The sequence below is a fragment of the Paraburkholderia sp. CI3 genome, from assembly GCF_050436505.1.
Classification (GTDB): Bacteria; Pseudomonadota; Gammaproteobacteria; order Burkholderiales; family Burkholderiaceae; genus Paraburkholderia; species Paraburkholderia tuberum.
The window spans coordinates 1,864,578-1,883,793 of sequence record NZ_JBNDMI010000004.1; the positions used below are offsets into that span (position 1 = coordinate 1,864,578).

A 19,216-nucleotide genomic window follows, 5' to 3' on the forward strand; every position below is an offset into this window, starting at 1 on the left:
GCCTGTCTATGCGGTTCTGTCGAGACACCACTATTGACGGGGACCGAACCGCCGTGGCGGCCCCTCCGGGTCCGACGCAAGACCTGGCGCGGCCGTTCAGGCCTCCTGTTCCGCGCGCATCTCGCCCGAACGGACAAGCTGCCGACCCGGCAACACGTACCAGATCGCACTCAGCACCTGCAGCGCGACGAGGATTTCCCACGCCCTCAGATGCGCGAGCGCCGGGTAATGCCCGCCGCTCGCCGGCCAGTGCGACAGCACCGCGCCAACGCGGATCTGGAAACCGAAGATCAGCAGAAAAATAATTAGCGTCAGCGTCGTGTTGACCCGGCCGATCATCTGCGGCGGGAAATGCCGCGCCATCACCGCGTAGCTCAGAATCCCGGTGCCGCCGAAGATGCCGTAGGCGGCCCACAACAGGCTCGCCGGCAACGGCGCGTTAAACATGATGAGCATCTGCGTCAGCACATATAGCGCCATGCCGATGCCGCAGAACGCGTACAGCGAGAGGCCGCGCCGCTCGAGACTACGCGCCGCCGCGCCGAAACCGACGCAGCCGGCCATCATCGCAAAGCCGAGAATCGACACGAGCGCCGCCGCCTGGTGCGGCTCGAAGCCTTGTACGTCGCGCAGCCATGCTCCGACCCACAACGACTGCATCGCGTAGAAGACGCCTTGCGTAACGACCGAGAACGACGCGATTTTCCAGAAAGCCGCGCTGCGCAGGATGTGCCACGTACCCTTGAACTGCGCGACGATGCTCGCCTGGCGATGCGTTTCGCGCACGTCCGGAGCGAGCGTCCATTGCGCGAGCGCAACCGCTACCGTCAACACACCGAGTCCGACGCAAACCGGGCGCCAGCTGGAAAAACCGAGCACCCACGTGAGCGGCGAACCGACCATCACGCCGCCGAAACCGCCGATCGCCATCACAAGCCCGTTCATCAATGGCAAACGCGCCACCGGAAAATGCTGCGCGAGCGCCTTGAACGCGGCGCCGAGGCACACCGACACGCCAACGCCGATCAGCAGCCGCCCGACCATCATCATGCCGAGACTGTGCGCGGCGCCGAATACCCAGATGCCGAGCGCGGCAAAAAGCAACGTGACGGAGGTCACGCGACGCGCGCCGAAGTGATCGAGCAGCACGCCAGCGGGGATCTGCGCGCCCGCGAAACCGAGGAAATACAGACTCGTCAGCACACCCAGATCGGCGGCTGACAGACCGAGATCGCGCGTGATGAACGGCGCGAAACCAAGATTGACGCCGCGAAACACGTAAGAGACGAAGTAGCCGGCGGAAAAAAGCAGAAAGACGCGCAGTTGGGTCGACGACATAAATCAGGAAGTAAACCTGGAAATGACCTCAAGAACCTCTCCCGAGATTCGGACGGATCAGGACGAACCGGCACCCCGCGGCCAACGCGGCCGAAGCACGACAATAAAGTAAATACCGCAAACGCGCAGGAATCGTCCGCGCAATGAAAAACGCCGTCACCCTGAGGTGACGGCGTTGGATGAACACGGTACGTGATCGGAGCGCAATCCATGCGCTGCCCCCGCAACGCATGTGGTCACTACCGTGAGAGCCGCTATTGGTCTATTTACCCTTCTTCTTCGCGTTGGCCACGGTCTTCGGGCGGCTCTCAGCCGCGGCCTTCGACGCCTTGCCGGGCTCCGAGGCCGAGACCTTCTCGACCTTGCCCTTGCTGGCAACGGGCGCCGCCGGCTTGTTACCCTTGCCGCCCGGCTCGGAGACCTTGACGACGGCGGAGTGGCCGCGCCCTTTCTTCTTATCGTAGCGCGATTCACCGTGTGTGTCTGCGACGTGGACGCCAATCTTCTGCACACTGCCGCCCTGCACGTCGGCGGCGATCTTTTCCGGACCCGGCTCGCTGGGTACCGGCTTGCCGACCGGCACGTGCAGCACGATCACCTGGCCGCGCGAAACCTGATCGCGATGCGTCCTGTTCCACGCCTTCAGCTGACCGACCGACACGCCGTAGCGCACCGCGATGGCCGCCATCGACTGATTGCGACGCACGCGGATCAGCATCTTGCGCGTGTCGGGTACGTCGGGTTCCATCGCGAGCACCGCGCTTTCGGCGACGTCGGCGCTGATGTCCTCGTCGTCGTCCGAGCCGCGCGGCACGACGATCGTCGAGCCCGGCTTCAGGCGCATACCGACCGGAATCTTGTTCACTTCCATCAGCGTGTCGGGGTCGACGCCGATCTTCTGTGCGATCGCCGCGGGCGTCGCGCGTGCATCGACCGTGTAGGTCGTCCAGGACGACAGCGAGCCCGAGTACGTTTTCAGATTGCGCTCGAACGCGGACGCGTTGTCGAAAGGCAACAGAATCTGCGGCTGCGTCGCGCCGAGAATCACCGGCTTCCTGAACGACGGGTTCAGCGAACGGAACTCGTCCGTCGACATGTTGGCGAGCCGCGCGGCGACGTCGACGTCGATGTCGTGCGAGGTCGTGACCGTCACGAAGTACGGGTGGTTCGGAATAGACGGCAGGGTGAGCCCGTACATCTGCGGGTTCATCACGAGGTTCTTGACCGCTTGCAGCTTCGGCACGTAGTTGCGCGTTTCGTTCGGCAGACGCAGGCTCATGTAGTCGGTCGGCAGACCCGCCGCCTCGTTGCGCGCGATCGCGCGCTGCACGTTGCCCTCGCCCCAGTTATACGCAGCGAGCGCGAGTTGCCAGTCGCCGAACATGTCGTGCAGGTTCGACAGGTAGTCGAGCGCGGCACTGGTCGACGCAAGCACGTCGCGGCGCTCGTCCTGCCACATGTTCTGCTTCAGGTTGTAGGTCCGGCCCGTGCCCGGCATGAACTGCCACATACCCGCAGCCTTGGCGACCGACAAAGCCTGCGGGCTATATGCAGACTCGATGAACGGCAAAAGCGCGAGCTCGGTCGGCATATGGCGCGACTCAAGTTCCTCGACGATGTGATACAGGTATTTCTGCGAGCGCTCGGTCATGCGCTGCACGTAATCGGGACGCTGCAGATACCAGTTCAGCTGCATGTCGACGAGGTCGCTCTGCAGGTCCGGCATCTGGAAGCCACGGCGAATGCGGCCCCACAGATCGGCGTCCTGGCTCGTCAACTGATTGACGGAGCTCTGGTCGACGTTGATGGTTTCTTTAGCGGTGGCGTTCTTGCGAAGGGCGTCGGCTACGGCCTGCTGGCTGGCGGGGTTAGTGGCGGTATTCGTCGTCGGTCCCTGACTCGCGCACGCGGCGAGTGTCAGGACCAATAACGCACTTAAGATAAATCGCATGAACGTCTCGGTTTCCACAAGGGCTGGAATTTGCAGCCGATAGTACGAAACGTCAACGTTTCCGTCAATTGGAAAATCAAGAAAAAAATCAACCAAATCTGGGGCTTGGCGAATTTTTCCGATTCATCGCGTGAAGAACCGCCGAATGCGCTCCGGATCAACGGAAGCGGTTCTTCCATTCGCGCATCAATGTGAAGGCCTTCAGCCGGTCAGACACCGTTTCGTGCAATCGTGCTTCGAGGTTCGACTGGATCGCCGGCTCGCCTGCGCGCAGGAACGGATTGACCGCGCGCTCGTGCGCAATCGTGGTCGGCAGCGTCGGCTGGTGGCGGGCGCGCAACTCGTTCGCCTTGTCGCGCCACGCCTGCAGTTCGGCATTATGCGGCTCGCAAGCGAGCGCGAAGCGAATGTTCGACAGCGTGTATTCGTGTGCGCAATGCACTTCGGTTGCGCCGGGCAGCGCGGCGAGCGCATCGAGCGAATTCAGCATCTGCTGCGGGGTGCCTTCGAAAAGGCGCCCGCAACCGCACGCGAACAGTGTGTCGCCACAAAACACGTGCGGCGTGCCGCGCGTATCGGCCGCCTGGAAATAGGCGATGTGTCCGCTCGTGTGACCGGGCACGTCGAGCACGCTGAATTCAAGTGCGGGTACAGCGATCGTCACGTGGTCGCCACTTTTGAGGCGATGTGTCAGGTGCGCGATCGCTTCGCCGGCGGGGCCGTAGACCGGCACGTCCTGGCCGTTCAGCAGATCGGCCACCCCGCCGACGTGGTCTTGATGATGGTGCGTGAGTAAAATAGCGCTCAGCCGCCAGCCTCGTTGGGCCAGACAGGCGCGCACAGGGGCGGCTTCGCCCGGATCGACGACGACCGCGTGGTGTCCGTCGGCAATGACCCAGATGTAATTGTCTTCAAACGCCGGGACCGGTACGTACTCGAGCGCATTCATAGGCGACGCATTTTTAATATGACTGACCGAGCGATTATAGACTGGCCCGCCTGGACCGATTCGCCGCCAGGCCGCTACGTGCTCGACTGGGAGCAAACCCAGCTCGATCGCGTGGTGTCGGACGTGTTCGGCTATCATGCGCTGCAACTCGGCCTGCCGCAGCTCGACGCGTTGCGCGAGAACCGCATGCCTTGCCGCGGCCTCGTGCTCGACGCGGCGAGCGGCGCGAGCGCGCCGTACACGTATCCGCGCTGGGCACGTCGTGGCAGCGTGAGCGGCATCAGCAGCGCGGGCAAGGCTGGCGACGCTGGCGACGACAACCCCGCGAACGCCGCGCGAGGCGCCCCTGGTCTGCACGCGCCGGCCGGGCGCAGCGCGGTCTGGTGCGACCTGCTCGATCTGCCGTTCGAAGCGCAAAGCGTCGACCTGCTCGTGATGCCGCATACGCTCGAATTCACCAGCGACCCGCATCGGCTGCTGCGCGAAGCCGAACGCGTGCTGGTGCCTGAAGGCCAACTGATCATCCTCGGCTTCAACTCGTTGTCGCTGTGGGGAGTACGGCAGTCGATCGGCAAGATGACAGGCCGCCCGTTCGTGCCCTCCGCCGTCGATCTGATCGCGTTCACGCGCCTGAAGGACTGGATCAAGCTGCTCGGCTTCGACCTTGAACGCGGGCGCTTCGGCTGTTATCGTCCGCCGCTCGCGAGCGATCAATGGCTCGCGCGTTACGGCTTCATGGAAGCCGCCGGCGACCGCTGGTGGCCGATTTTCGGCGCCACCTACATGATCAAGGCGATCAAGCGCGTGCGCGGCATGCGTCTCGTCGGGCCGCTCAAAGTGAAAAAGCCCGTGCTCGCGGCAGGCCTCGCGCCCGCCGCCACCCCGAATACACGAAACCACACCGAATGACTCCAGATCACATCGACATCTATACCGACGGCGCCTGCAAGGGCAATCCCGGCCCTGGCGGCTGGGGCGCGTTGCTGCGCTTCGGCAGCCAGGAAAAAGAACTGTTCGGCGGCGAGGCCAACACGACCAACAATCGCATGGAGCTGATGGGCGTGATTTCCGCGCTCGAGGCGTTGAAGCGCCCGTGCAAGGCGATCGTGCACACCGACTCGCAGTACGTACAGAAAGGCATCAGCGAGTGGATTCACGGCTGGAAGAAGAAAGGCTGGGTCACCGCGGCGAAACAGCCGGTCAAGAACGCCGATCTGTGGAAGCGGCTCGATGCGCTCGTCGCGCAACACGAGATTGAATGGCGCTGGGTGCGCGGCCACAATGGCCACCCGGAAAACGAGCGCGCCGATCAGTTGGCCAATCGCGGCGTGGCATCGCTCGCCGAGATGTAAAGAGCGTGCGCGCATCGGCAACACCGCGCGCCGCCCTCCCCGCTTTTTTTCCGCAATTTTTTCGAAGCAGGCTAATCCGACATGCGTCAACTGATCCTCGATACCGAAACTACCGGCCTGAACGCCCGCGGCGGCGACCGGATTCTCGAACTCGGTTGCGTCGAGCTCGTGAACCGCCGGCTGACCGGCAACAACCTGCACTTCTATATCAACCCCGAGCGCGACAGCGATCCGGGCGCGCTCGCGGTGCACGGCCTCACCACGGAATTTTTGAGCGACAAGCCGAAGTTCGCGGAGATCATCGACCAGTTCCGCGATTTCATCCAGGACGCGGACCTGATCATCCACAACGCGCCATTCGACATCGGCTTTCTCGACGCCGAGTTCGCGCTGCTCGGTCTGCCGCCAGTGAGCACGCACTGCGGCGAGATCATCGACACGCTCGCGCAAGCCAAGCAGATGTTCCCCGGCAAGCGCAATTCGCTCGATGCGCTGTGCGACCGCTTCGGCATCAGCAATGCGCACCGTACGCTGCACGGCGCGCTGCTCGACTCGGAACTGCTCGCCGAGGTCTATCTGGCGATGACGCGCGGTCAGGAAAGCCTCGTCATCGACATGCTCGGCGAAGCGCAGGCCGGCGGCGATACGCATGCGCCGCGTGTCGCACTCGACTCGCTGGAACTGGTCGTGATCGCTGCGAGCGACGACGAAAGCACCGCGCACGAAACCGTACTCGACGATCTCGACAAGGCGCTCAAAGGCGCGAGCGTATGGCGTCTTGAACCCGCGCCGGCAACTGATGAGCAAACTGCTTAAAAAAGACTAGACGAACCCTAAATTCCCTGACATAATTTCGATCTCTTCGGGTGGTTAGCTCAGCGGTAGAGCACTGCCTTCACACGGCAGGGGTCACTGGTTCGATCCCAGTACTACCCACCAGATTCTTGGTGTGTCGATCACCGAAGACAAAAGGGCTTACGCAGCAATGTGTAAGCCCTTTTTCTATTTGCCGGCAAATACGTCGCGTGCGCCATACGAGATATCGTTGGCTATAGAACCACGTCGTTCCGTAGGTTGGCGTGCGCCCCGCACTATTGCTATATTCGGCAAACGGGCATTCGCCCGGTCCGGCTCCGTCCGGTTTCTCCATCTTGAACCATCTCAGGGAGGCGCCACATGTTTGCAGTGCATCGCGCGCTCGCCCGCATGGTTCCACGACCGCCGGCCCGTCCGCCACGACCGATGCGACCTTGAAGCCGCAGCGTTGTCGCTGATGCGCCGCCGCCTCGGCAGGCGCACCGCGTTCATTCCAGACAGTCCGTTGTTCCGTTGCCGTTGTTTGCCGTCGTATTTTTTCGCGCCTTGCCGCGCGGATTCCGGCATCCGCTGGCTGTCTACCCCTTTTTCGCTTCTGACTGGAATCTCGGCGCGCTCGTGCTTCGCCGGGCCCAAAGCAAATGGCCAACAGAAAACTCGACTTTCGCGGACAAGCCTTCAAGGATATCCTCGGCTTCACCTTCCGTCACTGGGCGCAACAGCCGGGGCGCATCGTCGTGATCGCGGCGCTCGCGCTGTTCACGGCGGGCGCGGACATCCTGACGCCGGTCTTCGCCGGACGTCTCGTCGACGCGATCGCGGCCGGTCCGGCGTCGTCGGCGCCCATCTGGCATCACGCGCTCGCGGCCTTCGGCGCGCTCGCCGCGCTCGGCCTCACCGCGACGCTGCTGCGCCAGGGCGTGTACTTCAACATCATCCGCTTCACGCTGAAGATGATGAGCGAGATCGCCGCGCGCGCGTTTCATCGCGTGCAGCGCTTTTCGACCGACTGGCACGCGAACAGCTTCGCCGGCTCGACCGTGCGCAAGATCACGCGCGGCATGTGGGCGCTCGACCTGCTGAATGACACGCTGCTGATCGCGCTGCTGCCATCGCTGGCGATGCTGATCGGCGCGACCCTGCTGCTCGGCTCGCGCTGGCTCATGATGGGCATCGTCGTCGGCATCGGCTCGCTGCTGTATATCGGCGTGACCGTGACGGTGTCGCTGGGCTTCGTCGCGCCGTCCGCGCGTCTCGCGAACGCGTGGGACACACGCATGGGCGGCGCGCTCGCCGATGCGGTCAGTTGCAACGGCGTCGTCAAGGCATTCGGCGCGGAAGCGCGCGAGGAAGCGCGCCTCGCGCACGTGATCGGCAAATGGCGGCAACGCACACGCCGCACGTGGGTGCGCGGCACGCTCAACGGCGGCCTCCAGGGCGGCATGCTGGCCGCGATCCAGGCGGCGATTCTCGGCGTGGCGCTACTGCTGTGGGCACGCGGCGAAGCGAGCGTCGGCGACATCACGTTCGCGCTGACGATGTTCTTCATGCTGCAAGGCTATCTGCGTGACATCGGCATGCACATCCGTAACCTGCAGCGCTCGGTCAACGACATGGAGGAACTGGTGTCGCTCGAGAGTCAGCCGCTCGGCGTCGAGGATCGTCCCGGCGCCGGCGCCATCGCGATCCGCGACGGCGAGATCCGCTTCGAGCAGGTGTCGTTTCACTATGGCGCGCACAGCCGGCCGCTCTACGACGACTTTTCCATCCGCATCGCGCCGGGCGAGCGCGTCGGGCTGGTCGGTCATTCCGGCTCGGGCAAGACGACCTTCATCAAGCTGATCCAGCGCCTTCACGACATTTCGGGCGGGCGGATCACGATCGACGGCCAGGACATCGCGCAGGTCCAGCAAGCGTCGCTGCGCAGCCAGATCGCGATCGTCCAGCAGGAGCCGCTACTGTTTCACCGCTCGCTTGCCGAGAACATCGCGTATGGACGGCCCGGCGCGAGCCGCGCCGACATCGAGCGGGCCGCGCGGCTCGCGAGCGCGCACGACTTCATCGCCGCGCTGCCGAACGGCTACGACACGCTGGTCGGCGAACGCGGCATCAAGCTATCGGGCGGCGAGCGTCAACGCGTCGCGATCGCGCGGGCTTTTCTCGCCGACGCGCCGATCCTGATTCTCGACGAAGCCACGTCGAGCCTCGACAGCGAAAGCGAAGTGCTGATCCAGCGCGCGATGGAGCGGCTGATGCAGGGGCGCACGACGCTGGTGGTCGCGCATCGGCTGTCGACGGTGCGCGCGCTCGACCGGCTCCTCGTGCTCGACAAGGGCAACGTGATCGAGGAAGGCAGCCACGACGCGCTGATCAAACGCGACAACGGCTTGTACCGTCGCTTGTTCGAGCGTCAGGCGCTGGAGCTGATCAAGGGTCTCGGCGAGCCGGAGCTCGTGCGCGAGTCGGCAAAGGTCAAAGCCGACCGGGTCGACGATTCTGGCTTGTTGGTCGGCTAGCGCGACGCAGGCATGCACCAGGCTTCGCGGCAAACGATGCCACGCCTGGCGCCACCTGCCCCTGGCAATAGAAGGCCCGCAGCGCTACACCGCGCCGGCGGGCAACCCGATGCCGCGCGCCATTCCGGTCGCGGCAAACACCATCAGAACCAGCAGCACGGTCTGGATCACGCTGAAATGCGCGTAGGATCGCGCCTTCTTCAGATTCGGCGCCGCGCCGCTGCGGATCGACGCGCGCCAGCGCATCAGGCCGAGCATCGTGGGCACTTCGAGGATCAGGATCAGCACCAGCAACGTCATCTTCACGTGAAAGAGCGGCTGGTGCAGGTAGTAGTCGGCGCCCTTCTCATAGCTACCGAACATGCGCATCAGGCCGGTCACGATCAGCACCAGCGCGGCGATGCCCCAGCCTGAATCGGCGCGGAACACCGAACGCAACGCGGCGGGCACCGACGCGCGACGCAGCGACCACGTGCGTCTGAGAATCGACGCGAGCGCAAAACCATAAGCGAGCAGATGAAGGGCGGCAAGCAACCAGCGAACCAGCATGGCGACTCCTGCGAAAGACGCGATACGATCGATGAGTGTCCCACTCGCCCGCCTGCAGGCCGGGCGCCTTGATTGCATTATCGACGAAGCTTCGCTTCGGGATGCGTGCATCGGCCACGCGATGTGACCGATAGCACGAAACATGCAGCGTCAGACCTGGCGCAGCGTCGTGTCGAGCGCGCGGGCGGCGACGCGATCGCCTTCGGTCGTCAGCGCGGCGCGGAAAACGGTCTGCCGGTTATGACCCGCGGCGGCCGGCGAATCCCACAGCAACTCGACCTTCGGACGTACGCCGAACGCGCTGCGTGCAAGCGAGGGCGCCGCGACCGACCCTATCGGCGCCGCTGACGCGCCGGCCTTGCCCGCCGCGCCGAACGCGACCGCGGGCGCCGGCGCCGGCGTCGCGCGCGCATTGGAACCGCTCGCCCAGCGCACCGACAATTCGCGCGCATCGTATTGCCCCACCTTGCGCCGCTCAGCCCACACGACGACGGTGCGGGTCAGCGGATCGAGCGACACCGCATAGCGGCCGATCGCAAAGCGCCGCGCCGCCACATTGGTGCGCCACAACGGCAGCGGCCGGCAGATCCACAAGACGATCGCATACAGCACCGGCGCCGCGACGAGCCAACCGTTGCTGGCCGCGACCGCCTGCATCGCGCGACGCCAGCCTGCGCTCGCGACGAACGCGCCGACCGACCACAGCGCAAACAGAAACCCGAGGAACGCGAACAGGCGCAGCGCCTGACGCAGCCATTGCGGCAACGGATGGAACGGACGCTCCGCGACGGCGCGCGCGCCCGGCAAGAAGATCAGCAGGAACAGAAAAACGAGGTTGATACATGCCCACGGTGAAGACGCCATCGCGGTCAGCGCGGTGGTCAGCTTCATCTCGGACATCGAGAAAAACCAGCGGGCGGCGAGCACGAGACCGATGGCGCGCAACGTAAAAATCGTTCCGGCGCCGGGCGCGGCGTTCGCGCGCGTCTCCTTCGTTCTCGCCAAGGCATCCTCCTGTCGTCGGCGGCACCGCAGCCCAATTTGCGGCACGGCAATTATAGGGATATTACCGAGACTGGCTCGTTCGCGCCGCGCGGAAACCCGTATTTTCAGTTGTGCACCGACAAAAAACGCAGCGCGCATGCAACAACGCCCCGCCGGCGACGTGCCGGCGGGGCGTTCAGAGCAGCGAGGGAAGCGTGCAACGGGTTCCTGCCGCCAGCGTTTTATCTACCGCGAAACAACCGCGGCGAATCAATCGCCAATCAGCCCGCGTTGACTTCGCGCAGCACCGTGCGATGTTTGCGGCGCAGCAGCTCTTCATAGGTGGCGACGTAGTTCTGCGCCATCACCTTCGACGAGAAGCGCGCCTCGAACGCCTTGCGCACGCCAGCGCGGGGCAGCGTGTGCAGACGTTTGACGGCGGCGACCGCGCTGATTTCGTCCTCGACGACGAAACCCGACAAGCCGTTTTCGATCACTTCCGGCACCGAACCGCGATTGAACGCGATCACCGGCGTGCCGCAAGCCATCGCCTCGATCATCACGAGACCGAAGGGCTCCGGCCAGTCGATCGGGAACACCAGTGCACGCGCGTTGCCGAGAAACTCGCGCTTTTCAGCTTCGCCGATTTCGCCGATGTACTCGACGTGCGACAACGACATCAGCGGCTTGATGACTTCTTCGTAGTAGGCACGGTCGGCCTTGTCGATCTTGGCGGCGACCTTGAGCTTCATGCCTGCCTGCCCGGCGATGCGAATCGCCCTGTCAAGCCCCTTCTCCGGCGAGACGCGGCCCAGGAATGCGAGGTAGCCGGGCTCGACGTTGGGAATCGGCTTGAGCACGTCTTCCGGCAAACCGTGATAGACGGTTTGCAGCCAGTGCGCCTGCGGCAGCGGAATGCGCTGGTTGTCCGAGATCGACACGACCGGCACGTCATTGAACGTGTTGAAGATCGGCTGCAGTTCAGGCAGATCGAGACGGCCGTGCAGCGTCGTGACGAACGGCACAGGCTGACGCGCGAACAGCGAGAACGGGTAGTAGTCGATGTGGAAATGCAGCACGTCGAATTCGTCCGCGCGGCGGCGCACTTCTTCGAGCAGCAGCATGTGCGGCGCCATCACGTCGCGGATCGTCGGGTCGAGACGCAGCGCCTGCGGCCAGAAAGCTTCGAGCTTCGCCGAGGTTTGCGAATCACCGCTTGCAAACAGCGTGACGTCGTGGCCCTGCTCGACCAGCGCCTCGGTCAGATAGGACACCACGCGTTCCGTACCACCGTACAGCTTGGGAGGAACCGCCTCGTGCAGCGGAGCGATTTGAGCGATTCGCATATTGACGAACTCCTAGTAAAAAATCAGGCAAATGTACTGCATTTGGAAAAAGCGACTCGCTTGCTCGCCAGGGCAGTCTGGCCGGAAATGCCGGCGCGGGCCTGATTCTTTTGAGAAATCCTGCGATGGATCGCTTGGTAACGAGCCCGGACAAGTGGATCAGCGACTGGGCATGTGCGAGTAAACGCGCCCGTTGCACCGACGTTGACAAACTGTCAGAAAAATTGCCGGGCTAACGAGCACGCATTATGGATGCCCGGATTGTTGCAGCACCGCAGCATTTCAAAGTCTTTACGTTGTTACAAACGCGAAACACTTTGCAAACCCTTGTTTTCAAAGACAGTTCTACAGTATCCACGAGGTTTCGGGAGGCGCGGCGGTACCGTGTCTGCGAGCTCTCGCCCATCAACGTTGCCGGTAGGAATTGCAAAATTGCCGCAGCGCGGTTGAATGCAATCTGTAATTATATCTCGAAATTTTCCGCAATCTGCCTGAATGGCCCGTCGGCTGGTGTGTCGGGACGACGCAGATCGCGGAGGTCCATCGCGAAATCAATCGCGTCAAAGCCCGGATACACAGGGCGCAATCGCCTTTGCATGTTTACAATGCGAAGCATCGGCTTCACGGAGAGCCATACTTGTCCGTGTGGTCCGCGCATTGCATGCACAACCCACACATCGATCTCAGCTCAATTGGAACACTTGACCATCGCCCAGCGTAACGCCCAGAACGCCAAGCTCGCGAGCTATGCGCACCGGCCACTTGCGTTTCTCTTCCGCTTTATCCGCCGCCATCCGCTCGCGCATGCGATCGTGTTGTGCAGCGTGTTTGCGGCCGTGGGCTGTGCACTCGCTTCGCAGTACGCGATCAAACATCTGATCGACGTGCTCGGCGGCGGCAGGCATCATCCGGGACCGCTGTGGGGCGCGTTCGCGATCCTCGTCGGCCTGATCGCTGCCGACAACCTGTTGTGGCGGATCGGCGGCTGGTTCGCCGCGCACACGTTCGTCGCCGTGACGGGCGATTTGCGGCGCGACCTGTTTCAGTACCTGAGCGGCCACTCGCCGACCTACTACGCCGAAAAGCAGCCCGGCATGCTGGCAAGCCGGATCACCGCGACCTCGAACGCCGTCTACACCGCCGAAAACACCACCGCGTGGAACGTGCTGCCGCCGTGCATCGCGGTGCTCGGCGCGATCGTGATGATCATCGCGGTGAACCCGCTGATGGCCGCCGGCCTGATGCTGTGCTCGGCGATCCTGTCGGTCGTGCTGTACAAGCTCGCGGGCCGCGGTTCCGCGCGTCACCATAATTTCGCGACCAAGGCGGCATCGGTCGACGGCGAGCTTGTCGACGTGATCAGCAATATGGGGCTCGTGCGCGCGTTCGGCATGACTTTCCGCGAACAGCACCGCTTTGCTTCGACGGTCAAGTCGGAAATGGACGCGCGCCAGCAAAGCCTGCTGTACCTGGAAAAGCTGCGTCTGCTGCACGCCGTGGTCACCGCGCTGCTGTCGGCCGGCCTGCTCGGCTGGGCGCTATGGCTGTGGGACCAGGGCCGCGCGACCTCGGGCGACATCGTGCTCGTCAGCTCGCTCGGCTTCACGATCCTGCACGGCACGCGCGATCTCGCCGTCGCGCTCGTCGACGTCACGCAGCACGTCGCGCGACTCGCAGAGGCCGTGCGCACGCTGCTCGAACCGCACGGCATGCCCGATCGCGACGACGCGACCGAACTCGTGCCGCAGGGCGGCCGCGTCACGTTCGACGGCGTCACGTTCGCCTATCCGCGCCGCCGGCCGATTCTCGATCACTTCGACCTCGATATCGAACCGGGTCAGCGCGTCGGGCTGATCGGCAAGTCGGGCGCCGGCAAATCAACCGTGCTCGCGCTGTTGCAGCGCTTCTACGAGACCCAGGGTGGCGCGATCAAGATCGACGGCCAGGACATCGCGTCGATTACCCAGGACAGCCTGCGCCACGCGATCGCGCTGGTGCCCCAGGACATCTCGCTGTTCCATCGCACGGTGTACGAGAACATCGCGTACGGCCGCCCGGACGCGAGCCGCGAGGAAGTGCTCGCCGCCGCGCGCGAGGCGCGTTGCGCGGACTTTATCGAAGCGATGCCGGAAGGCTACGACACGATCGTGGGCGACCGCGGCGTGAAGCTGTCGGGCGGTCAGCGCCAGCGCATCGCAATCGCGCGCGCGATTCTGAAAAACGCGCCGATCCTGCTGCTCGACGAAGCCACGTCCGCGCTCGACAGCGCGTCCGAGGAAGCGATCCAGAAGGCGCTCGACCGCCTGATGGTCGGCCGCACCGTGATCGCGATCGCGCACCGTCTGTCGACGCTGAACAACTTCGACCGGATCATCGTGATGAGCGCCGGCAAGGTCATCGACGACGGCACGCCGGAAGAACTGCGCCAGCGTCCGGGCCTCTATCGCGACCTGCTCTCGAAGCAGTACGGCAAGGGCCAGACGCTGCATATCGGCGGCAAGAAGGTCGACGAACAGCACGTAGCCTGACGCACGCCTGGTCCACGCGCTGCGCATCGCTTGAAAAAAGCCGCTCCCTGGAGCGGCTTTTTGCTGTCTGGCTCGCGGCCCGGCTTGGCTTAGCCGGTCACGCTCTCGCGCGCCGCCCTCCTCCGCGCGGCGCCCGCCGCACCCGTGGCCGCGCGCGCTTTCCCGCTTCTGGCGCGCTTCGCGCCCTCGACGCTCTGCAGATCGCGCATGAAGTTATCGCGCCACACCGACACGTTGTTCTCGCGCAGCTGCGCCATCATGTCGCGATAGCGCCCCTGGCGCTCGGCGAGCGGCATGTCGAGCGCCCGCGCGAGGGCTTCGGCCATGCCGTCGATATCGACCGGATTGACGATCAGCGCGCCGTCGAGCTCCTGCGCCGCACCCGCGAAGCGCGACAGCACCAGCACGCCGGGATTCTCCGGATCCTGCGCCGACACGTATTCCTTCGCAACGAGGTTCATGCCGTCGCGCAACGGCGTCACATAGCCGACGTGCGCGGTACGGAACAGCGCCGCCAGCACCGAGCGCTCGTACTGCTTGTGGATGTATAGGATCGGCGTCCAGTCCAGTTCGGCGAAACGTCCGTTGATCCGTCCCGACTCGCCTTCGAGCTGTAGCCGGATGTCTTGATACGCGTGCAGGTCGGCGCGCGTCGGCGGGGCGATCTGCAGGAACGACACCTTGTTGCGCTGCGCGGCCGTATGCTCGAGCAGGCGCTCGAACGCGCGGAATCGCTCGACCAGCCCCTTCGAATAATCGAGCCGGTCGACACTCATGATCAGCTTGCGCGAATGCAGCGTCGCCTTCATCGTGCGCACCGGCTTGCCGCGTTCGCCCGCCTTCGCGAGCTCGGCGATCTCGTCCGGATAGACGCCGATCGGATACGCAGAGGCGCGCAACGTGCGGCCGAACGCATGCACACTCAGCGGTCCTTTCGCCGACGCGTCGATCGAGCCGCCCGCCTCGTTGATCACGTAGTCGCAGAACGCGCGCAGATCGGGACCGGTCTGGAAGCCGAGCAGGTCGAACGAACACAGCGCCTCGACGAGCTCGCGATGCGGCGGCACTGTCAGCAGCACCTGCGCGGCCGGAAACGGAATGTGCAGAAAAAAACCGATGCGGTTCTTCACGCCTGCCGAGCGCAGCGCCTGAGCGAACGGAATCAGGTGATAGTCGTGCACCCAGATCACGTCGTCTTCGCGCAGGAGCGGCACGAGTTGCTGCGCAAGCCACGCGTTGACGCGGCAGTAGCCTTCGAAGTCGTGCCGGTCGTAATGCAGCAGGTCGGATCGATAGTGGAACGCGGGCCACAGCGTCGCGTTCGAGAAACCACGGTAGTACTGGTCGTAATCGCGCCGCATCAGCGGGACGGTCGCGAAGGTCACCGGACCCCGCTCCTCGAGCTTGATCTGCGGCTGGCCGGAGGTCAGCACGTCGCCGCTCCAGCCGAACCACATGCCGCCGGTCTCCTTCAGCGCGTCGTACACGCCGACCGCCAGACCGCCCGCCGCCGGACCGCCCTCCGAAATAGGCGCCACCCGGTTCGAAACAATGATCAGTCGGCTCATGAAGCGCGATTCCCGATGCAGTATGTTGTTTTCGTTGAACGGGGCCGCCGGCGTCATGCGCCGCGCGCCGCCGCGACGATGGTTTCGAGCCAGTCGAGCAGCGACGACACCGATTCGACGCGCGTGTGCGCCATCGTTTCGCCCGCGCCGACCTTGATCGACAGACCGCCGCGCTCGTTGACGACCGCGAAGCCCTTCTCGTCGGTCAGATCGTCGCCGGCGAATATCGGCGTGCGGCCGGTGAACGGCAGCTCGTCGAGGAACGCGCGCGTCGCGCGGCCCTTGTCGACGTCCTTCGGCTTGATCTCGTAGACCATCTTGCCGGGCTGCAGCACGTAAGAAGCGGGGTAATCGGCGACGAGCCGCTCGGTCGCCTCGCGCGCGACCGGCTCGCGGTCCGGCGCGTTGCGGTAGTGCAGCGCGAGCGCCGCGCCCTTGATCTCGAGCAGCATGCCCGGATGTTCGTTGACGACCTGCGCGAGCACCTGCTCCATGCGCAACAGGCGCTCGTCGTGAAAGCCGATGCGCTGCGTGTCGCCATTCGCATCGCGCCGCTCGGCGCCGTGCAGACCCGCGACCGGCAGATCGGGCATGCCGAGAAAACTGTCGATGCTGTCGATGCCGCGCCCCGACACCACCGCGACCGCGCCATTCGTCAGACTGCGCAGTTCGCGCAGCAGGTCGATCACGCGCGGCTGCACCAGCACGCCGTCCGGTGTGGGGGCGAGTTCGACGAGCGTGCCATCGAAGTCGAAGAAAAATGCCGTCTCGCTCGGAGACAGAACAGCCGGAAGTGCTTGCATCGCCTGGGTTCGCCTTTCAGCCATCTATGGCCGGAAAAGTGTGCGCATCTTACCGCGCATCCGTCAATTTTTCGAGAAAGTAAGCTGGGACTCAAGCCCGATGGGCGATCTATCCATCCGCTTCTGTCGATTGCGTTCAAAAGCGCAACGATCGGGCTTCAACCGGCTTTCAGCAAGTTGCGTCAAATTGATTCGCAAATCGTGCGCCCGGCGCGCTGCGCGACGCTGGCGCCAATTTTGCGCTACAGTCGCTGCCACGCGGACCGTCGGTGTGATGGACATCGTTGCACGCTCTCAATCAATCGCGTGTCGCGCGCGAATCTTGCGCGGCATGATCGGGCGGCGGTGCGGCCCCCTGCTCCATCGATTCGCGTTGCCTGCTCTTCAATCGAGTCATTGAACCCTGCTTTGTTCCCGATCCTGCCACCCCAGCGCCAGCGGCCGAACCTGTCCCGCTCACGACCCAAGCGACTCACGCACCGCTTGATGCACGGGTTGGCACGCCGGCTTGCGGCGGCAACTGCGCTGGGCACGCTGGTCGCGCTCGCCGCGCTGACCGGTTGCACACAGCGCGCCGAGCCGTGGCAGTTGACCAACGTGACCGGCCACCTGCCGGATCTGGACTTCACCTTGACCGACGACACCGGCCGTCCCGTCAACGCCGCGTCGTTCAGGGGCCGCACGTCGCTGGTCTACTTCGGCTACACGCATTGCCCGGACGTCTGTCCCGAAACGATGGGCCGTCTGATGCAGGTGCTCGGCAAGCTCGGTCCCGATGCGCAGAAAGCGCGCATTCTGTTCATCACCGTCGATCCCGCGCGCGACACGCCGCGGGCCTTGCACGACTATGTCGGCGCGTTCGACGCACAGCACGCCGAAGGGCTGAGCGGCACCGACTGGCAGATCGAGTCGCTGGCCAAGCGCTATCGTGTCGCTTATCAGATGGAAAAGCGCGACCCGAACGGCAACTACGAGGTCACGCACAGCTCCGCCGTCTATGTGTTCGACAGCCGGGGCCGCGCGCGCCTGCTCGCCACCGATCACGACACGCCCGATGCGATCGCGCAGGACCTGCGCCGCATCATCGATGACCAATCCTGATTCTTCTTTGATCCCACTCCATTCCATCATGACGATCAAGCTCAAACCAATCGCTTCCCTCGCCTGCGCGCTCGCGCTGTCACTCGGCGCCGCGTCGGCCGCGCAAGCGGCCGATGCTCACGCGATCAGCATCAAGGACGCGTGGGTGCGCTGGCTGCCGAACAACCTGCCCGCGGCCGGCTATGCGACGCTCGTCAACGCGAGCGACAAGCCGATCGACCTCGTCGATGTATCGAGCGACGACTACGGCGATGCGATGCTGCATCAAACCGTATCGAACGGTTCGACGCAGAAGATGGTGATGGTCGACAAGCTGACGGTGCCCGCGCATGGCCAGGTCGCGATCGCGCCGGGCGGCTATCACGTGATGCTCGAGGACGCGAAGCACAAGGTCGCGCCGGGCGACACCGTGCGTCTGACGCTGAAGTTCTCCGACGACGAAACAGTGAGCGCGCCGTTCGCGGTCAAGTCGCCGGGCCAGACCAGGTAAGCGGCACGACGGGCCGCCGCCACCGCACGCGCCATCGCCATGAACCTGCTCTACTGGCTCGATCCCTGGGAGTTTTCGCCGACCGTCGTGATCGCGTTGCTGATCCCCGCGATCCTGTTCGTGCGCGGCGCGCGCAAGGCGCGGCTGTCGTTCGCGCGGCGTCTGTCATTCTGGTTCGGGCTGGTCGCGCTGTATGTCGTGCTGCATACGCGGCTCGATTATTTCTTCGAGCATGAATTCTTCATGCATCGCTTGCAGCATCTGGTGCTGCATCATCTCGGGCCGTTCTTCATTGCGCTGTCGTATCCGGGCGCGGCGTTGCGCGCGGGAATTCCGTTGCGCTGGCGACAGCGCTTCGTGCGGCCCGCGCTGCAAACACCGCTCGTGCGCACGGCGCTCAACGTCGTCATGCACCCGGTCGTCGCGGTCACGCTATTCGTCGGGCTGATCTATTTCTGGCTGCTGTCGCCGATCCATTTCGTCGCGATGCTCGACTGGCGGCTCTATCGCGTAATGAACTGGAGCATGGCGATCGACGGCCTGCTGTTCTGGTGGCTCGTACTCGATCCGCGTCCGGCGCCGCCCGCGCGTCTGTCTCCGGGCAAGCGCGTGCTCGTCGTGATCGCGGCGATTCCGCCGCAGATCGTTCTCGGCGCATTCATCTTTTTTACGACGCACGAGTTGTATCCGATCTACTCGATCTGCGGCCGCGCGTTCACGTGGCTGAGCCCGATGCGCGATCAGCAGATCGGCGGGCTCCTGCTATGGATTCCGGGTTCGATGATGAGCGTGGTCGGCGCGCTGATCGCGCTGCGTCACTGGATGCGGCTGTCGTCTCGCGGACGCCTGCGCGCCGAGCGGCATGCAAAAGCGGCGCGCGGGCTCACGCATGCGCCGTCGACGACCACGAACGTGCCCCGCTGAG

Annotated in this window: 16 protein-coding genes and 1 tRNA gene; 9 read left to right on the top strand and 8 right to left on the bottom strand. The window is 64.4% G+C overall.

The window, feature by feature from the left end; all coding sequences use genetic code 11:
* Positions 1-96: 96 nt before the first annotated feature.
* The 3 genes from OKW29_RS29905 to gloB all read right to left on the bottom strand — a co-directional run bounded on the left by OKW29_RS29905 (position 97) and on the right by gloB (position 4,238).
* Complete coding sequence (locus OKW29_RS29905) at positions 97-1,338, bottom strand: MFS transporter (RefSeq protein ID WP_429293609.1); 1,242 nt, start codon at positions 1,336-1,338, stop codon at positions 97-99.
* A gap of 262 nt (positions 1,339-1,600) precedes the next feature.
* The gene (locus OKW29_RS29910; RefSeq protein WP_187627999.1) at positions 1,601-3,289 is read right to left on the bottom strand and encodes a transglycosylase SLT domain-containing protein; all 1,689 of its coding nucleotides are present in this window, start codon (positions 3,287-3,289) and stop codon (positions 1,601-1,603) included.
* Between the two features lie 157 nt (positions 3,290-3,446).
* Complete coding sequence (gloB, locus tag OKW29_RS29915) at positions 3,447-4,238, bottom strand: hydroxyacylglutathione hydrolase (protein WP_187627998.1); 792 nt, start codon at positions 4,236-4,238, stop codon at positions 3,447-3,449.
* Positions 4,239-4,256: 18 nt separating this feature from the next.
* On the opposite strand from gloB, the gene OKW29_RS29920 reads away from it, so the two are divergent.
* The 5 genes from OKW29_RS29920 to OKW29_RS29940 all read left to right on the top strand — a co-directional run bounded on the left by OKW29_RS29920 (position 4,257) and on the right by OKW29_RS29940 (position 8,922).
* Entirely contained in the window at positions 4,257-5,147 is an 891-nt protein-coding gene (locus tag OKW29_RS29920; protein ID WP_429293610.1) for a class I SAM-dependent methyltransferase, read from the top strand.
* Positions 5,144-5,590 (top strand): ribonuclease HI, encoded by a 447-nt coding sequence (rnhA, locus tag OKW29_RS29925; RefSeq protein ID WP_184028269.1) that lies wholly within the window; start codon positions 5,144-5,146, stop codon positions 5,588-5,590. Before OKW29_RS29920 ends, rnhA begins: the two co-directional genes overlap by 4 nt.
* Positions 5,591-5,671: 81 nt before the next feature.
* A complete protein-coding gene (dnaQ, locus tag OKW29_RS29930) occupies positions 5,672-6,406 on the top strand; it encodes a DNA polymerase III subunit epsilon (RefSeq protein ID WP_429293611.1) in 735 nt (244 codons plus the stop codon).
* A gap of 48 nt (positions 6,407-6,454) precedes the next feature.
* Positions 6,455-6,529: transfer RNA gene (locus OKW29_RS29935), tRNA-Val, on the top strand.
* 518 nt (positions 6,530-7,047) lie between these two features.
* Positions 7,048-8,922 (top strand): ABC transporter ATP-binding protein, encoded by a 1,875-nt coding sequence (locus OKW29_RS29940; RefSeq protein WP_429293612.1) that lies wholly within the window; start codon positions 7,048-7,050, stop codon positions 8,920-8,922.
* An 84-nt stretch (positions 8,923-9,006) separates the two neighbouring features.
* Here the strand turns inward: OKW29_RS29940 and OKW29_RS29945 are convergent, their stop codons facing one another.
* From OKW29_RS29945 to OKW29_RS29955, 3 genes are all read right to left on the bottom strand, one after another.
* On the bottom strand, positions 9,007-9,471 hold the full coding sequence (locus OKW29_RS29945; protein WP_184071647.1) for a DUF2214 family protein: 465 nt from the start codon (positions 9,469-9,471) through the stop codon (positions 9,007-9,009).
* A 150-nt stretch (positions 9,472-9,621) separates the two neighbouring features.
* Positions 9,622-10,476, bottom strand: coding sequence for a hypothetical protein (locus tag OKW29_RS29950; protein WP_429293613.1), 855 nt, complete (start codon positions 10,474-10,476; stop codon positions 9,622-9,624).
* 260 nt (positions 10,477-10,736) lie between these two features.
* A complete protein-coding gene (locus OKW29_RS29955; protein WP_429293614.1) occupies positions 10,737-11,801 on the bottom strand; it encodes a glycosyltransferase family 4 protein in 1,065 nt (354 codons plus the stop codon).
* 692 nt (positions 11,802-12,493) lie between these two features.
* On the opposite strand from OKW29_RS29955, the gene OKW29_RS29960 reads away from it, so the two are divergent.
* Complete coding sequence (locus OKW29_RS29960; RefSeq protein WP_184071643.1) at positions 12,494-14,329, top strand: ABC transporter ATP-binding protein; 1,836 nt, start codon at positions 12,494-12,496, stop codon at positions 14,327-14,329.
* 89 nt (positions 14,330-14,418) lie between these two features.
* Here OKW29_RS29960 and otsA read toward each other — a convergent pair whose 3' ends face one another.
* Both otsA and otsB read right to left on the bottom strand, forming a co-directional pair.
* On the bottom strand, positions 14,419-15,897 hold the full coding sequence (gene otsA / locus OKW29_RS29965) for an alpha,alpha-trehalose-phosphate synthase (UDP-forming) (RefSeq protein WP_429293615.1): 1,479 nt from the start codon (positions 15,895-15,897) through the stop codon (positions 14,419-14,421).
* Positions 15,898-15,950: 53 nt separating this feature from the next.
* The gene (otsB, locus tag OKW29_RS29970; RefSeq protein ID WP_090801136.1) at positions 15,951-16,700 is read right to left on the bottom strand and encodes a trehalose-phosphatase; all 750 of its coding nucleotides are present in this window, start codon (positions 16,698-16,700) and stop codon (positions 15,951-15,953) included.
* A 486-nt stretch (positions 16,701-17,186) separates the two neighbouring features.
* On the opposite strand from otsB, the gene OKW29_RS29975 reads away from it, so the two are divergent.
* Genes OKW29_RS29975 through OKW29_RS29985 form a run of 3 tightly spaced genes read left to right on the top strand, consistent with a single transcriptional unit; the run spans position 17,187 to position 19,215 of the window.
* Complete coding sequence (locus OKW29_RS29975) at positions 17,187-17,801, top strand: SCO family protein (protein ID WP_429293616.1); 615 nt, start codon at positions 17,187-17,189, stop codon at positions 17,799-17,801.
* 28 nt (positions 17,802-17,829) lie between these two features.
* On the top strand, positions 17,830-18,291 hold the full coding sequence (locus OKW29_RS29980; RefSeq protein ID WP_429293617.1) for a copper chaperone PCu(A)C: 462 nt from the start codon (positions 17,830-17,832) through the stop codon (positions 18,289-18,291).
* Positions 18,292-18,330: 39 nt separating this feature from the next.
* Positions 18,331-19,215: a cytochrome c oxidase assembly protein gene (locus OKW29_RS29985; RefSeq protein ID WP_429293618.1), complete on the top strand. Its 885-nt coding sequence runs from the start codon at positions 18,331-18,333 to the stop codon at positions 19,213-19,215.
* The last annotated feature ends 1 nt before the right edge of the window (position 19,216 follow it).

Bases quoted from the DNA above. Each gene is read 5' to 3' on its own strand.
- OKW29_RS29905 (WP_429293609.1), bottom strand. From the start codon at position 1,338: ATGTCGTCGACCCAACTGCGCGTCTTTCTGCTTTTTTCCGCCGGCTAC.
- OKW29_RS29910 (WP_187627999.1), bottom strand. From the start codon at position 3,289: ATGCGATTTATCTTAAGTGCGTTATTGGTCCTGACACTCGCCGCGTGC.
- gloB (WP_187627998.1), bottom strand. From the start codon at position 4,238: ATGAATGCGCTCGAGTACGTACCGGTCCCGGCGTTTGAAGACAATTAC.
- OKW29_RS29920 (WP_429293610.1), top strand. From the start codon at position 4,257: ATGACTGACCGAGCGATTATAGACTGGCCCGCCTGGACCGATTCGCCG.
- rnhA (WP_184028269.1), top strand. From the start codon at position 5,144: ATGACTCCAGATCACATCGACATCTATACCGACGGCGCCTGCAAGGGC.
- dnaQ (WP_429293611.1), top strand. From the start codon at position 5,672: ATGCGTCAACTGATCCTCGATACCGAAACTACCGGCCTGAACGCCCGC.
- OKW29_RS29940 (WP_429293612.1), top strand. From the start codon at position 7,048: ATGGCCAACAGAAAACTCGACTTTCGCGGACAAGCCTTCAAGGATATC.
- OKW29_RS29945 (WP_184071647.1), bottom strand. From the start codon at position 9,471: ATGCTGGTTCGCTGGTTGCTTGCCGCCCTTCATCTGCTCGCTTATGGT.
- OKW29_RS29955 (WP_429293614.1), bottom strand. From the start codon at position 11,801: ATGCGAATCGCTCAAATCGCTCCGCTGCACGAGGCGGTTCCTCCCAAG.
- otsA (WP_429293615.1), bottom strand. From the start codon at position 15,897: ATGAGCCGACTGATCATTGTTTCGAACCGGGTGGCGCCTATTTCGGAG.
- otsB (WP_090801136.1), bottom strand. From the start codon at position 16,700: ATGCAAGCACTTCCGGCTGTTCTGTCTCCGAGCGAGACGGCATTTTTC.
- OKW29_RS29975 (WP_429293616.1), top strand. From the start codon at position 17,187: ATGCACGGGTTGGCACGCCGGCTTGCGGCGGCAACTGCGCTGGGCACG.
- OKW29_RS29980 (WP_429293617.1), top strand. From the start codon at position 17,830: ATGACGATCAAGCTCAAACCAATCGCTTCCCTCGCCTGCGCGCTCGCG.
- OKW29_RS29985 (WP_429293618.1), top strand. From the start codon at position 18,331: ATGAACCTGCTCTACTGGCTCGATCCCTGGGAGTTTTCGCCGACCGTC.